Source organism: Marinomonas sargassi, assembly GCF_025716875.1.
In the GTDB taxonomy this organism is placed as follows: Bacteria; Pseudomonadota; Gammaproteobacteria; order Pseudomonadales; family Marinomonadaceae; genus Marinomonas; species Marinomonas sargassi.
Genome location: NZ_JAOVZB010000001.1, coordinates 156,392 through 170,440, shown reverse-complemented (window position 1 = coordinate 170,440; position 14,049 = coordinate 156,392). Strand labels below are relative to the sequence as shown.

14 protein-coding genes are annotated in these 14,049 nt (G+C 42.3%); 10 read left to right on the top strand and 4 right to left on the bottom strand.

Annotation, left to right across the window (positions count from 1 at the left end; translation table 11 throughout):
- Window positions 1–5 precede the first annotated feature (5 nt).
- Window positions 6–1,595 carry a thiamine/thiamine pyrophosphate ABC transporter permease gene (gene thiP, locus OFY17_RS00850; RefSeq protein WP_263528795.1) on the top strand — a complete coding sequence of 530 codons (1,590 nt, stop codon included), beginning with the start codon at window positions 6–8 and terminating at the stop codon, window positions 1,593–1,595.
- Window positions 1,582–2,289 (top strand): thiamine ABC transporter ATP-binding protein, encoded by a 708-nt coding sequence (locus tag OFY17_RS00845; RefSeq protein WP_263528794.1) that lies wholly within the window; start codon window positions 1,582–1,584, stop codon window positions 2,287–2,289. The genes thiP and OFY17_RS00845 overlap by 14 nt, the downstream gene beginning before the upstream one ends.
- 21 nt (window positions 2,290–2,310) lie before the next feature.
- Here the strand turns inward: OFY17_RS00845 and OFY17_RS00840 are convergent, their stop codons facing one another.
- Window positions 2,311–3,192: a DMT family transporter gene (locus OFY17_RS00840; RefSeq protein WP_263528793.1), complete on the bottom strand. Its 882-nt coding sequence runs from the start codon at window positions 3,190–3,192 to the stop codon at window positions 2,311–2,313.
- Window positions 3,193–3,204: 12 nt separating this feature from the next.
- On the bottom strand, window positions 3,205–4,098 hold the full coding sequence (locus tag OFY17_RS00835; protein WP_263528792.1) for a DMT family transporter: 894 nt from the start codon (window positions 4,096–4,098) through the stop codon (window positions 3,205–3,207).
- A gap of 323 nt (window positions 4,099–4,421) precedes the next feature.
- Here OFY17_RS00835 and rpsF point away from each other — a divergent pair, with 323 nt between their 5' ends.
- The 6 genes from rpsF to OFY17_RS00805 all read left to right on the top strand — a co-directional run bounded on the left by rpsF (window position 4,422) and on the right by OFY17_RS00805 (window position 9,578).
- Window positions 4,422–4,841, top strand: coding sequence for a 30S ribosomal protein S6 (gene rpsF, locus OFY17_RS00830; RefSeq protein WP_263528791.1), 420 nt, complete (start codon window positions 4,422–4,424; stop codon window positions 4,839–4,841).
- A gap of 22 nt (window positions 4,842–4,863) precedes the next feature.
- Window positions 4,864–5,094, top strand: coding sequence for a 30S ribosomal protein S18 (gene rpsR, locus OFY17_RS00825; RefSeq protein ID WP_067013623.1), 231 nt, complete (start codon window positions 4,864–4,866; stop codon window positions 5,092–5,094).
- 17 nt (window positions 5,095–5,111) lie between these two features.
- Complete coding sequence (locus OFY17_RS00820; protein ID WP_263528790.1) at window positions 5,112–5,972, top strand: hypothetical protein; 861 nt, start codon at window positions 5,112–5,114, stop codon at window positions 5,970–5,972.
- A 22-nt stretch (window positions 5,973–5,994) separates the two neighbouring features.
- Window positions 5,995–6,438 carry a 50S ribosomal protein L9 gene (gene rplI, locus OFY17_RS00815; RefSeq protein WP_263528789.1) on the top strand — a complete coding sequence of 148 codons (444 nt, stop codon included), beginning with the start codon at window positions 5,995–5,997 and terminating at the stop codon, window positions 6,436–6,438.
- 120 nt (window positions 6,439–6,558) lie between these two features.
- Complete coding sequence (gene dnaB / locus OFY17_RS00810; protein ID WP_263528788.1) at window positions 6,559–7,935, top strand: replicative DNA helicase; 1,377 nt, start codon at window positions 6,559–6,561, stop codon at window positions 7,933–7,935.
- 80 nt (window positions 7,936–8,015) lie between these two features.
- Window positions 8,016–9,578, top strand: a complete 1,563-nt coding sequence (locus OFY17_RS00805) for a methyl-accepting chemotaxis protein (protein ID WP_263528787.1) — start codon at window positions 8,016–8,018, stop codon at window positions 9,576–9,578.
- A gap of 86 nt (window positions 9,579–9,664) precedes the next feature.
- Here OFY17_RS00805 and bioA read toward each other — a convergent pair whose 3' ends face one another.
- Window positions 9,665–10,948, bottom strand: a complete 1,284-nt coding sequence (gene bioA, locus OFY17_RS00800; protein ID WP_263528786.1) for an adenosylmethionine--8-amino-7-oxononanoate transaminase — start codon at window positions 10,946–10,948, stop codon at window positions 9,665–9,667.
- 66 nt (window positions 10,949–11,014) lie between these two features.
- The gene (locus tag OFY17_RS00795; RefSeq protein ID WP_263528785.1) at window positions 11,015–11,530 is read right to left on the bottom strand and encodes a ComF family protein; all 516 of its coding nucleotides are present in this window, start codon (window positions 11,528–11,530) and stop codon (window positions 11,015–11,017) included.
- A 294-nt stretch (window positions 11,531–11,824) separates the two neighbouring features.
- Here OFY17_RS00795 and bioB point away from each other — a divergent pair, with 294 nt between their 5' ends.
- Together bioB and bioF are read left to right on the top strand one after the other, a co-directional pair.
- Window positions 11,825–12,880 carry a biotin synthase BioB gene (bioB, locus tag OFY17_RS00790; protein ID WP_263528784.1) on the top strand — a complete coding sequence of 352 codons (1,056 nt, stop codon included), beginning with the start codon at window positions 11,825–11,827 and terminating at the stop codon, window positions 12,878–12,880.
- Window positions 12,864–14,045, top strand: coding sequence for an 8-amino-7-oxononanoate synthase (gene bioF / locus OFY17_RS00785; RefSeq protein WP_263528783.1), 1,182 nt, complete (start codon window positions 12,864–12,866; stop codon window positions 14,043–14,045). Before bioB ends, bioF begins: the two co-directional genes overlap by 17 nt.
- Window positions 14,046–14,049: the final 4 nt, after the last annotated feature.

The following is a 14,049-nucleotide window of genomic DNA, read 5'->3' as shown; positions in this document are numbered from 1 at the left end:
CTTTTATGTTGCTATCGCCATTAAAAACTCTTTTCCCAGCTCTGCTTGGAGTGATGTTTTTTATCCTATTAGGAGCTGCCAGTTTGGCGGCTCTTTTACGTTATGGCGATATAAGTGAGTGGGGAAGTTATCTTTCCCAAGCTTACCTTTGGCGAATTATAAAGTTCTCTTTGTGGCAGGCTTTGCTGAGTAGTGGGTTAAGTCTCATTATTGCCATTCCTGTTGCCTCTTGCCTGACGCATCGAAGATTTTTTGGACGTTCATCTCTATTGCAACTTTTCTCAGTGTCTATGGTAGTACCAACCATTGTGGCCATACTCGGGCTGGTGGTTGTGTATGGGCGTTCGGGTTGGCTGAACCAATTGTTTGGTATTCAAATCCCTTTATATGGTTTAGTTGGAATTTTATTGGCGCATGTGTTTTTTAATATGCCGCTGGCGGTTAGGTTGCTTTTACAAGGCTACGATTTAATCCCTTCTGGACAATGGCGACAGGCTTCTCAGTTGGGTTTTTCCCGTTGGTCTGCATTTCGATTTATTGAATGTCACTATGTTAAAAAAGTGCTGCCCGGTACTTTCTTACTTATCTTTATGTTGTGCTTTTCCAGTTTTGCTGTGGTTCTCAGTTTAGGGGGAGGGCCAAAGTCGAGCACCTTAGAAGTAGCCATTTATCAAGCGCTTAGATTTGAGTTTGATCTTAATAAAGCCAGCTTTTTGTCCCTGCTGCAGGTAGTGATCTGTACCCTATTCGCTGTTTTTGTTTATCGCTTTGCTCCAAAAAATAGACAAGATGCGAGTTTGTTGAAAACTAAGCAGTTTCAATTAAAGGACTCCGTATGGGCAAAGGGTGCAGATGTTATCTCATTATTTTGTGTTTTTATCTTGGTTATTCCGCCCTTTTTAGCCATATTTGAGCCTGTGTTCTCTTCGGTCTTTATTGAAACGTTAATGTCATCAGGCTTGTGGAAAGCTACTTTTGTATCAATAAAAGTGGCGCTTCCAGCCGGTGTAATAAGTGTGCTTTTAGCGATTTGTTTTGGTGTGCTGGCTCGATATTGTATGGAGAGAAAGTATCTTTGTATGCTGCCGCATAAAATTGAACACCTTGGAAGCTTGATTTTGATGATGCCGGGCTTAGTCATCGCCACTGGTATGTTTTTGTTTTTACGAGATTTAGGTATTGGGCTTGAATCCAGTTATTGGGTTGTTGTTTGGGTTAATGCTGTCATGGCGCTGCCTTTTGTTTTACGTGCTCTGATGCCAATTTTATATCAGCAAGAAAGACGCTTTAGAAATGTGTATTTAAGTCTGGGGATTCGGTCTTGGGCTAGGTGGTGCTTGGAGTGGCCTCATATAAGAAAAAGTCTTGCTCAGGCGTTTGGTTATGCTGTTCTTTTATCCCTTGGTGATATGGGGGTAATTGCACTGTTTGGCAGTCAAGGTTTAGTGTCTTTGCCATTGTACCTTTTTCAGTTGATCGGTTCTTATCGGCTAGAGGAAGGAGCGTGTGTGGCTGTGGTGTTATTGACGCTTTGCCTAGTGTTGTTCTACGCCTCATCGAGGTTGATTGGAGGGAAAGCAAATGTTGAAAGTTGATTTGCAGTATCAGTGGGATGCTTTTTCTGCCCATTATCAAGTCGATGTTCAGCCCGGTATCACCAGTTTACTGGGTGGCAGTGGTGAAGGAAAAAGTACCCTGTTGCAGTTGTTGGGTGGCTTCTTAGATGGAAAAGGCCAGCTCTCTTTTGATGGTCAAGACTTTAGTAAAATGGCCCCTTATGAACGCCCCATATCGACATTGTTTCAGAGTGATAATTTATTCCCTCAGTTAAACGTGTGGAAAAATGTTGCTATCGGTTTGTCGCCATCTTTACGTTTGAGTGAAAGTGAAAAAGATAAAGTGATATGGGCTCTTGAAAAAACTCAGCTTGTTGATAAAGCGGGACGTTTTCCACAAGAACTATCGGGTGGACAAGCTCAGCGTGTTGCCATTGCCCGTGCCTTAGTTAGAAATAAGCCAATTCTGCTATTGGATGAGCCTTTTAGCGCATTGGACCCAGCATTGCGTGAAGAGATGCTCTACCTTGTGAATGACGTCACTAATGAATTTTCGCTAACGACTCTGCTTGTTACTCATTTGCCACAAGAGGCGAGTTTGGTTGGTGGGAGAGTTCTTTTGATAAAAGGTGGAAGAGTACTTGCCCATGAAGAAGCTACTATTTTAAAGCAGGCTTCTTTGCCCCCTCTATTTGCGGATTATTTTGGTGCCTCGACTAGCAAGTCATTATAAAGGTGAACCTTAAGTTGCTTGCTAGTGTTTGCTGTGCAGTATCGTTGCCACAAAAATACCTGAAAATATAAGCACAATGCCGAAGTAGTGAAAACTAAATAGGCTTTCCCCCAGGAAGATAACTGACAGCCCAATACTAAAAACAGGAAGTAGGTGAATGAATTGCCCAGCAGTGGCAGCTCCCAATTTTTGAATTCCTATATTCCAGCATAAGAATGCGCCAATGGATGCGAAGAGCGCCATGTATAAAATAGTACTTAGATTTCCTAAAGTTAAATTCTTGAGTTGTGTCTCGCCGAATAAGAAAAAGAGAGGGGCCTGAAAGATCAACCCTATGATGGCTGTGCTGGTGAAGAAGCCAATTAAAGACATGTCTTTCGGCCTTTTTGCAATTAAGACGGAATAAACCGCCCAACTTACCGCTGCAGCAATAATCCATAAATCGCCTGTTGAAATGGTTAGATGTATGAAGGTGTCTAAACTTCCACGACTAACAATGACAATGGCACCAATAGTAGAAACTAGAATTCCTAAATTTTGAAGTTTTGACGTTCTGCTCCCCAATAATATCCTCGCTGTAATAAGAATCATCACTGGCATAATTGAATTAAGCAGTACTGCATTGGTAACGGTCGTCGAAGTGAGCCCAATGTATAAAAATAAATTGTAGTTGCAGATGCCAAGCCAGCCGAAAAGTGTGAGTAGTGGCCAGTTTTCTGCGATGACCTTGCGTTCTAACCAGAGTTTTTTATAGGCGAACGGTAGCATGATTAGGCAGGCTCCGCTCCACCGGAGAAATGAGATGGTATAAGGATCTATGCCATTAGAAACAGATAAACGCCCTAAAATGTAGTTTCCTGACCAAAAGGCAATGGGAAGTAATAGATAGATAAAAGCTGGCATCGATGCCCCTTGCTATTTTGCTTTTTTAGCCCAGTTTTGAACAAACAAACCCATTAGGATGCAGGCCAATCCAACTAAAGTGGATTGTAGAATCGGCTCTCCAGCAAATTGAGATAACCAAAAAATGGACAGTAAAGGTGACAAGAAAATCAGGTTGGCAACTCGACTTGCACTAGATGTTAACTTGAGAGCTTGATTCCATAATACGAAACTAAGACCCATCTCGAATACACCAATATAAACAGCGCCCCATAGCCCCTCTTTGTTCCAGTGAGTGAGTTCACCTGTCAGTGCAGCATATAGTGTTATTAGGGGCAACGCGAAAGCAAAATTTAGTGTTAAACCAATCAAGCTAGGTCGTTTATCTTTTGTATTGAGTAGCCAATACAAAGCCCATATCACAGTGCTTAGTAGGGCAAATACTACGCCAATGCCATTAGAAAACTCCAGAGATGTAACTTGACCCCGAGTAGAAATATAAATTACGCCAAAATAGCACATTGCCGCAGCAATATAGTCAGTAGGCTTTAGCCGTTGTTTTAAAATAGGGACAGCCATAAAGCTTAACATTATGGCCCATGTGTAGTTGATGGCTTGAGCTTCCTGGGCAGGGAGCATGTCATAGGCTTGAAGCAAAATTAAGTAATAGATAAAAGGGTTGATGGCGCCGAAGAATAGGGATGTCTTCCACGATCGTTTGGCGAACGTGAAAAGCTCTTTAGCATCCCCTTTAAATGTAATTAACGTCACTAAAAATCCGAGAGACACAAGATTAGCAATAAGGAGTAATTGAGTGGGGGATAAGTATTTAAGGGATATTGAAAATGCAGTCGCCACAGTAGACCAGAGTAGAACAGCACTGAGTCCAAACAAAGTTGCTTGTATATTATTGGTTAGAGCTTTCATCCGTGTTTAACCCTTCGTTCGGATAACCCTGAATAGGGCTAATATTTATGAGCGTTGATGACTGGAATTCTATAGTGCTCTTACTTTATTCGTAAGTCTTTATTCATCCTGTGAACATGTTTTTGGTTAAGGCGATGGCCCTTATTTATAGGGTGCTTTGTATAGTTGAAAACTAATTCTGTCCTTTCATTCTTATTAGGCGTATTTCGTTTACTTATTGGTCAGCTGTGCTGTATAATGCGCGTCCCTGTTAATTAATACTCCTTGTCTCACAGCTTCATCACAGGGGAAGCGTGGAGACTAAGAACCCATAAGGAGCTTAAATGCGTCATTATGAAATCGTCTTTCTGGTTCATCCAGATCAAAGCGAGCAAGTACCAGCAATGGTAGAGCGTTACACTAACCTAATCACTGAAGATGGTGGACAAGTTCACCGTTTAGAAGATTGGGGTCGTCGTCAACTTGCTTACCCAATTAACAAAATTCACAAAGCACACTATGTTCTTATGAACATTGAGTGTACTGATGGTGTTTTGGCTGAATTAAACGACACATTCCGCTACAACGATGCGATTATCCGTAACTTGGTAATTCGTCGCAAAGATGCGGTAACTGACGTTTCTCCTATTAAGGCTTCTGAAAGCCGTGAAGATCGTCGTGCTCCTCGTCGTGAAGAGCGTGAGACTCGCGAAACTGAAGCTCCTGCTGCTGCTCCTGAAGCCGCTGCAGAATCTGAAGATTAATTTTTATTATTAGGAGATGGTTATGGCTCGTTTTTTCCGTCGTCGTAAATTCTGCCGTTTCACTGCAGAAGGCGTTAAAGAGATCGATTACAAAGATCTAGAAACACTTAAAGGTTACATCACTGAAACTGGTAAAATTGTACCTAGCCGTATTACTGGCACTAAGGCACGTTACCAGCGTCAGTTAGCGACTGCTATCAAACGCGCTCGCTATATTGCTTTACTTCCTTACACTGACAGCCACTTTAATTAATAGGCTAGAAGCGTCATATGAGCGGTTTAGCTAAATGGGTTATGGAGAAACGTTTGAACGCCATTATTGGTGTTGTAGTTTTCTCATTCATACCTATGCTTTTTTGGTTAGCCGCAGCCATTCTTGGCTTGGTGATGCTTCGTAAAGGTGTAAAAGAAGGAATACCTGTATTTGCTTGGGGTTTATTGCCGGCCATTGTGCTGTTGATTGTCCAAGGCGATGCGACAACTTTGTTGGTATTAACGAACGTGATGTTGTTGAGCTATGTACTTAGGTCAACCATGTCATGGAGTTGGGTACTGTTATCGGCAAGTTTTATTGCGGTAATAAGTACACTACTTCAGCCTCTTTTGATGCAAACTGTTTTGGATTTAGCTGTTGGCTTAGTTCAAGAAGTGATGAAGTCAGAGGGTGGCGAAGTTCCTGAAAAAAGTGCGATCTTTGATCAAGCTGTAATGGTGATATCTGTTTTCCAAGCAGCGGTGGCAGTAATGTCAGTATTTTTGGCCAGAAAATGGCAAGCAGGGCTCTATAATCCTGGTGGATTGCGTAGCGAGTTTCATCAATTAAGGTTGCCAGTGCCCTTTAGTTTAACTTTAGGTGGAATGGTTGTTTTAGGGGAGAGCTTAGGCGGTTCCTTTACTATTCTGACTTTAGCCGCAGTTCCTGCTTTGGTGGTGACTGGCTTGGCACTAGTACATGGTATTTTTGCAAACAAAGAAATTGGGGTAGTTGGACTGATCGCATTTTATCTTGCAGGTTTTTTTGTTCTAACGGCATACTTCTTCAATATTTTGGTTGTGCTTAGCGTAATCGACAGTTTTGTAGATATCCGTTCCAGAATAAAAAAGAAATCGTCCGACTCAAGTAATGATTGATGATTAATTAGAGGTGATCGAGATGGAAGTTATTCTACTCGACAAAGTAAACAAGCTAGGCGGTATCGGTGACACTGTTTCCGTTAAACCAGGCTACGCTCGTAACTTTTTGATTCCAAACAAAAATGCTGTGATGGCTACAAAAGCTAACTTAGCTACTTTTGAAGAACGTCGTGCAGAACTTGAAGCTAAAGCAGCTGAGCGTAAAGCAGCAGCAGAAGCTCGTGCAGAAACATTAGACGGCAAAACTTTCACTCTTACAGCTAACGCTGGCGAAGGTGGTAAGCTTTTCGGTTCTATTGGTGCACGTGACATCGCTGAAGCTATTTCTGCTGAAGTTGAAGTTTCTAAAGCAGAAGTTCGTCTTCCTGAAGGTGCAATTCGCACAACAGGTTCTGTAGAACTAAGCATCCATTTGCATGCTGAAGTATCTGCAACAGTAACTTTGGATATCGTTGCTGAGTAATTCACGAAAGCGAATTATTTGTATAAAAAAGGGTGTCTTGCAGATTGCAAGATGCCCTTTTTTTATTGCCATGCTAAGCTAGCAATTCTGTTTTTTTATGTCCCTATCTGGAAGTTTTTTGTGCAATTAGATGATTCTGAAATCGCTTCAATAAAGTTACCCCCATATTCAATTGAGGCCGAGCGCTCTGTGGTCGGTGGTCTAATGCTTGACCCACAGGCATGGGAAAAAGTATCTGAACTGGTTATTGCGGATGACTTTTATCGTCCTGAACATAGGTTGATTTTTGCCGTAATTGCTCGCTTAGCGGATGAGTCTGAACCTATTGATGTGGTAACGATTGGTGAGAAATTAGATAAGCGAGGCGATTTAGAAGAAATAGGTGGTATGGCCTATTTGATTGAAGTTGCAGAGGCAACACCTAGTTCTTCAAATATTGCTTCTTACGCTGATATCGTACGCGAAAGATCCGTTTTACGACGTTTGATCGCGACCACGAATGATATTTCGGCTAGAGCTTTTCGACCAGAAGGTATGACAGCGGCAGAAGTCTTAGATGAAGCTGAACGAAAGATTTTCCAAATTGCCGAGGGTGGCGAGAAGAAAGGCGGTCCTCGAATTGCTTCAGACATTCTGAGTGCCACGGTAGATAAAATTGATGAGTTGTATCATCAAGAAGGTTCTATTACAGGGTTAAGTACAGGTTTTACAGACTTAGATGGTATGACGGCGGGTTTGCAGAAATCAGATCTGGTGATAGTGGCCGGTCGACCATCTATGGGTAAAACGACATTTGCCATGAACCTAGTTGAAAACGCTGCCATGATTACTGATAAGGCGGTTGTTGTTTTCAGTTTGGAGATGCCTTCTGAACAATTGATGATGCGTATGCTTTCTTCTCTTGGCAGAATTGACCAAACTCGCATGCGCTCAGGTCAATTGATTCAAGAAGACTGGGATAAGCTGATGTCGGCTGTGAAAATGCTAAAAGACCGTAAGCTGTTTATCGATGATACTGCTGGTATTAGCCCAACAGAAATGCGCTCACGCGTTCGCCGTATTGCCCGAGAGCATGGTGGTGTTGCTATGATCATGGTCGATTACCTTCAGCTGATGCAGATTCCGGGGTACAGTGAAGGTAGGACGAACGAAATCTCAGAGATTTCACGATCCTTGAAGGCGATTGCAAAAGAGATGGAATGCCCAGTTGTCGCCCTGTCTCAGCTGAACCGTAGTTTGGAGAATAGACCTAATAAACGCCCAGTAAACTCAGACTTACGTGAATCTGGTGCCATCGAGCAGGATGCTGATGTTATTTCCTTTGTTTACCGTGATGAGGTTTATCACGAAGACACTCCTCACAAAGGTATCGCTGAAATCATTATTGGTAAGCAGCGTAACGGTCCAATCGGTACATGCCGATTGGCCTTCGTAGGAAAATATACTCGCTTCGAAGATTTAGCGCCTGGGGCATATCAAGATTTTGATGATGAGTAAGCAAAATATTTAGCTGTATGTTTTCGAGAAAATATAATTCTCGGTGGTAAGTAATCAGTAAATAAGGAAGTCTAATTACTATGCGTAATGTGCAAGTAACGAATAGAGAAAATGATTTTTCAGGCAGTTTAGTTTTAGTCTCGAGTACTGATGTAAAAGGCAGAATTAAATTTGTTAATGATGACTTCTGTACAGTAGCTGGTTATGACAGGGAAGAGCTAATAGGTTCTCCTCATAATATGATTCGTCACCCTGATGTGCCTGCTGCCGTTTTTGCTGATATGTGGTCTAACCTTAAAGCTGGTAATAGCTGGATGGGGTTGGTGAAAAACCGCTGTAAAAGTGGTGACCATTACTGGGTTAGTGCGCATGTTAGTCCACTACTAGATGGTGGCAAAGTTGTTGGTTACGAATCGGTTAGGCGCAAAGCAACTCGTTTAGAAATTCAGCATGCTCAGTCTATTTATGATCGAATTAATGGTCAGAAAGGTTTGCTACCTTGGTCTGTCAAAGTCTCATCTTACTTTATGAACGCCTCTTGGCCATTGGGTGTGCTTTTTGTTTTGTTAACTTGTGTCTCTCTATTATCAAATATTCCGTCGTTACAAGTTGTGTCACCTATTATTGCCCTGCTTGGATTGTGGCTTGTTTATAGTCAAGCTAAATCATTAGGTGCCGCAATCTCCACTTTACCTAAGGAGTCTGGCAATCTAATTGGGCAGTATTTATATTGTCGTTTTGTAGGTGCTAAAGCGGCGATTAAATTTGCAAAAATTCATCAAGATGCAGCAGCGAATACTTTTCGCTATCGTTTGAAAGAGGGAGCAAAGGAATTGCAGAGTAGGGCGTCAGAAGCCCAAATTGAGGTAGAGGTGAACTTATCTAATTCACACTTACAGCGTAACACCTTTCAGAAAGTAATGGAGGACAGCTCACTACTGTTATCTGGAGTAAATCAAATATCTACCCATGTTGGTGTGGCTGTCGAGGCAACAGAATCTGTGGGTGAGTTAACGTCTGAAAGCCGAAAACTGGCAATTAAGACAGGTGAAACGGTCAAGCAGGCTTATAGTGATATTGCAGATGCGAAGCAAGTAGTTGCAGCGTTGGCAGAGCGTAGCGATAAAATTAATGAGACGGTGAACTCTATTAGTGATATTGCAGAACAAACTAACCTTTTAGCATTGAATGCGGCGATTGAGTCTGCTCGGGCTGGTGAGGCTGGCAGAGGTTTTGCTGTGGTCGCTGACGAAGTAAGGGCATTGGCTATTCGGACACAAACTGCGACACAAAATATTAACGCCATAACAGATGAATTAAAAAACAATACAGACCATGTAAGTTCAGTAATTGATAAGGGAGCGTTGGTTGTATCTGAGGGCGTTGATAAAGTGAATCAAGTGGCAGATAAAATGGCTAATATTGAATCCGCTATCGATAAAATCGTTGAAATGACCGCGCAAATTAACGTTTCTTCTGAGGAACAAGCAAAAGTTGCGAATGACCTCAATCATAAAATGCATGAAGTGGATGAGTTAAGTGGTAGCAGTATCGAGAGTGCTGAAAAGATTGTGGCCAATATTTCTCATATTGAAGAGGAAGCCATCCAGCAGCGTAATTTAGCTGAGCGCATTAAACAGTAAGCTATCTCATGATCTATATAGATAGTTAGAATAGGCTATTTTCTTGACTTAGCAGCCCCTTTATAAAAGGGGCTTTTTTATTGCTGTTATTCTAGGTTTTTAACGACTTGATAAATAGCTTGTCCAAGTTTTTCTATTTGGTTCTTTTCTATAATGTAAGGTGGCATTAAATAGATGAGTTTGCCAAAAGGTCTGACCCAAACGCCTAGGTCAACAAACTTCGGCTGGATCTCATGTAAGTTTACTGGTGAGTGCAGTTCAACAACTCCAATTCCTCCTAGGCATCTGACATCTTTCACTTGCTTTAATGATGAGCAGGGGCTCAGAAATTCTTGAAGCCAATTCTCTAATTGACCCACTTTTACTGGAATATTGTATTTTGTTAATAATTTTAAACTGGCGTTTGCCGCTGAACAAGCGAGTGGGTTTGCCATGAAAGTCGGGCCGTGCATAAAAACACCTCCTTTCTCGCTAATACCAAGTGCCACTCTATCATTGGTGATGGTCGCTGCTAGCGTCATATAGCCACCGGTGAGTGCTTTGCCCACGCACATGATGTCAGGGCAGATATTGCTGTGTTCAGTGGCGAATGTTTTACCTGTTCTTCCAAACCCAGTGGCGATTTCGTCAAAAATTAACAAAATATCAAATTCATCACACATGGCTCGGATATGGTTTAAGTAATCTGGGTTATAGAAACGCATGCCACCTGCATTTTGAACAACAGGCTCAATAATAAAGCCTGCTATCTCTTGATGATGTTGTTCGAAAGTTTGGCGTATTTCATTCAGATAATTAGCTTGTACTGGTTTGTCTATGCCAGTAGGTGGCGGTGATACAAAAAATTGCTGAGTAAGCGCCTTATTGAAGAGGTTGTGCATGCCATTCTCAGGATCACAAACCGACATGGCGGCAAAGGTGTCACCGTGGTAGCCACTTTTAGGAGTAACAAAGTGTTGTTTCTTGGGGTTTCCCTGTGTGTTCCAATATTGAATGGCCATTTTTAATGCCACTTCTACCGAGACTGAGCCCGAGTCGGAGAAAAATACTCGTTGTAAATCGTCGGGTGTGATCTTGATGAGCTGTTCTGCTAGTTCAATGGCTGGTTTGTGAGTAAATCCGCCAAACATAACGTGTGAGAAGTTTTCGAGCTGCTGTGTTATTGACGCATTAATAACTGGGTGATTGTAACCATGGATAACACTCCACCAAGATGACATGCCATCAATTAGCGTTCGCCCATCACTCAGTGTTATTTCACAACCTTGTGCACTCTCAACCAGAAAGTGGGGTGTAGGATTGCTCATGGAAGTGTAGGGGTGCCAAAGGAGTTGCTTGTCTAATTGTACGTAGTCTTGGGTGGTTTTCATCAATCACACTCTTTATTTGTTGGCAGCATACTAAAACAAAAAAGTGTCGCATGGCTAGTCGATGCCTCAGTTCAATGGGGTGTTGTCGAGTTTGTTTTCATGGTCAGGTGTTCTGGCAAGTGTCCAAATGTCGATTTTTTTTGCGCCGTGCTTTTGTAATAGCCTGCAGCATGCATTGATGGTGCTGCCAGTCGTCATGACATCATCAAAGAGTGCGACATGTTGAGATATTGGGTGGATAACCTCATAGGTATTAATAGGGGATTTCTGTCTCTCTTTTTTAGTAAGTGTATGCTGGGCGTGAGTATTTATGTTTTTCCTGATTTGGTTGGAGTGGCTATTTGAAAGTAGAGTATCACCCGAAAGCTCATTGATATACTGGATTAGGTGAGTGGTCATGATTTGTGTTTGGCAAAAACCTCTTTCTCTAATTCTGTCTGGATGGCTAGGGACGTAGATGACTTGTTCGGGCCAAGTTTTACCTGAGTAGAAGTCGATCAAGTGTTTGCTGAGTAGAAAGGTGATAGGCCGAATGAAGTGATTTTCTTGCTGGAATTTTATTCTGTGGATGAGGTTTTTCATAATACCTTCAAAGCGGTAGGGTGCAATACACTCTTGATAAAGGGGTGGTGATGTTTGGCATTGTCCACAGAGTAGGTCTGTAGCATTAAGAGGTATTTGACAACGCTGGCAACTTGGAGAGTTAATCTGAAAGCCAAGTTGGCAATGCTCGCATAAGGGAAATGGGCTTTTGGAGTAGCATATAAAACATCGATTAAATAACAATCTCCTGTAAACCTTCTTTATTTTTATTGTTGACAGATCTATCCAGTCCATTAGTATTGCTCCATTCATTTCTTTAAATTTGAGGATAGCATGCCTGTAGCTAATGCCAGTGAGCCACGTTTTGATTGGTCTCATGCCGAAGTTAAAGCGCTTTTTGATTTGCCTTTTATGGATCTAATGTTCCGTGCACAAACGGTTCACCGCGAGAACTTTACGCCTAACGAAGTTCAGGTTAGTACCTTGTTATCGATCAAAACAGGTGCTTGCCCAGAAGATTGTAAGTACTGCCCACAAAGTGGCCATTACAATACTGAACTTGAAAAAGAAAAAATGATGGAAGTACGCAAAGTGCTTGAAGAAGCGGCATTGGCGAAAGAAAAAGGTGCGAGTCGTTTTTGTATGGGAGCGGCATGGAAAAAGCCTTCAGAAAAAGACTTTCCTTACGTTTTGGAAATGATTAAAGGTGTTAAAGAATTAGGTTTAGAGTCTTGTGTGACTTTGGGTACGCTTAATGACGATCAGGCACAGCGTTTGTCTGAAGTGGGTTTGGATTATTACAACCATAACCTTGATACATCAGCGGAATACTATGACAGCATCATTACCACTCGTACTTATCAAGATCGTTTAGACACACTTTCTCGTGTTCGTGATTCTGGAATCAAGCTGTGTTGTGGTGGCATCATGGGTATGGGTGAAGAGCAAAAAGACCGCGTGGGTTTATTGCGCCAATTATCTCAAATGTCGCCTCATCCAGAGAGTGTGCCAATTAACATGCTGGTTAAAGTGGAAGGTACTCCCCTTGATAGCGTTGAAGATTTAGACACTTTTGAGTTTATTCGTACGATAGCGGTTGCCCGCATCATTATGCCTAAGTCCCATGTGCGTCTATCAGCTGGTCGTCAAGGTATGAATGAACAAACCCAAGCCTTATGTTTTATGGCGGGTGCTAACTCCATTTTCTATGGAGAGAAACTGTTGACGACAGGTAACCCTGAAGCTGATAAAGATATGGCTCTGTTTAAAAATTTAGGCATAGTGCCAGAAGAGCGTGAAGAACATTCTGATGAAGCTGTGGCTGAAGCCATCGCTGCGCAAGCTGTAAAACAAGAAGAATCAAAGATGTTTTATGAAGCAAGCGTCTAACACACCTGACTGGGTTCTGTCAGCGCTTGATGAAAGGCGTCAGCAGAACCTTATGCGCAAAACAGTTACTTTAAATAGTCCTCAAACTCCTCGTACTTCTATTAATGGGCAAGAATATACCGCTTTTTGTTCGAATGATTATCTTGGTCTTGCCAATCACCCAAGTCTGATAAAAGCATTACAAGAAGGTGCTGATCAGTATGGTGTTGGCGGTGGTTCCTCCCATTTGGTTTGTGGTCATTTATCTCCCCATCAAGCTTTAGAGGAAGCGCTTGCTGAGTGGTTAGGTTATGAGCGAGTAATGTTATTCAGTACTGGCTACATGGCTAATCTTGGGGTGATTTCGGCATTGGCGAATAAATCCCGTCCAGTAGTGCAGGATAAGTTGAATCATGCGTCTTTGATTGATGGGGCTGTTTTAGCGCAAGCAACATTACGTCGTTACTTACATGCTGATGTGGCTAGTGCAGAAAAACTTTTATCTAAGGCGACAAATAAAGGGTTATTAGTGACGGATGGCGTTTTCAGTATGGATGGAGATATCGCCCCCCTTGCTGAGCTTTCCGAATTGGCTTCCCGCTACCAGTGGATGTTCATGGTTGATGATGCTCACGGTGTCGGCTGTTTAGGTGATTTGGGGAGAGGCTCTTTATCTCTTGCAGGCTTGGATTCTCAATCTTTGCCTATCTTAATGGGGACATTCGGTAAGGCCTTCGGGACTTCGGGGGCTTTTGTTGCGACATCCCATGAATATGCTGAGTACCTAACTCAGTTTGCTCGTCCATATGTTTATACGACTTCTATGTCTCCAGCGATGGCTCATGCCACTCTAACATCACTCAATATTATTTGTTCGGGTGAAGGTGAAAGTAGGCGTGCGACATTGGCTGAAAATATTGCTTATCTACGTAAAAGGCTTGCATCTTTGCCTGTAGAATTGATGGAATCGACCACAGCTATTCAGCCTATTGTGATTGGCGATAGTGCAAAGGCGATGCAAATTAGTGAGTCATTAAGGTCTCTCGGTATCTTGTGCACTGCTATTCGTCCTCCGACTGTACCAGTTGGCTCCGCTAGGTTAAGAATTACCTTATCTGCTGACCACTCACAGGCAGATTTAATGCTACTATGTGACTCACTTGAGCAAGTTTTAACAGCAAAATAGCGAG

Excerpts from the sequence above, each read along its gene's own strand:
- OFY17_RS00840 (WP_263528793.1), bottom strand. The coding sequence starts at position 3,192 with ATGCCAGCTTTTATCTATCTATTACTTCCCATTGCCTTTTGGTCAGGA.
- rpsR (WP_067013623.1), top strand. The coding sequence starts at position 4,864 with ATGGCTCGTTTTTTCCGTCGTCGTAAATTCTGCCGTTTCACTGCAGAA.
- OFY17_RS00845 (WP_263528794.1), top strand. The coding sequence starts at position 1,582 with ATGTTGAAAGTTGATTTGCAGTATCAGTGGGATGCTTTTTCTGCCCAT.
- OFY17_RS00820 (WP_263528790.1), top strand. The coding sequence starts at position 5,112 with ATGAGCGGTTTAGCTAAATGGGTTATGGAGAAACGTTTGAACGCCATT.
- thiP (WP_263528795.1), top strand. The coding sequence starts at position 6 with ATGTTGCTATCGCCATTAAAAACTCTTTTCCCAGCTCTGCTTGGAGTG.
- bioA (WP_263528786.1), bottom strand. The coding sequence starts at position 10,948 with ATGAAAACCACCCAAGACTACGTACAATTAGACAAGCAACTCCTTTGG.
- rplI (WP_263528789.1), top strand. The coding sequence starts at position 5,995 with ATGGAAGTTATTCTACTCGACAAAGTAAACAAGCTAGGCGGTATCGGT.
- rpsF (WP_263528791.1), top strand. The coding sequence starts at position 4,422 with ATGCGTCATTATGAAATCGTCTTTCTGGTTCATCCAGATCAAAGCGAG.
- OFY17_RS00835 (WP_263528792.1), bottom strand. The coding sequence starts at position 4,098 with ATGAAAGCTCTAACCAATAATATACAAGCAACTTTGTTTGGACTCAGT.
- bioF (WP_263528783.1), top strand. The coding sequence starts at position 12,864 with ATGAAGCAAGCGTCTAACACACCTGACTGGGTTCTGTCAGCGCTTGAT.
- bioB (WP_263528784.1), top strand. The coding sequence starts at position 11,825 with ATGCCTGTAGCTAATGCCAGTGAGCCACGTTTTGATTGGTCTCATGCC.
- OFY17_RS00805 (WP_263528787.1), top strand. The coding sequence starts at position 8,016 with ATGCGTAATGTGCAAGTAACGAATAGAGAAAATGATTTTTCAGGCAGT.
- OFY17_RS00795 (WP_263528785.1), bottom strand. The coding sequence starts at position 11,530 with ATGAAAAACCTCATCCACAGAATAAAATTCCAGCAAGAAAATCACTTC.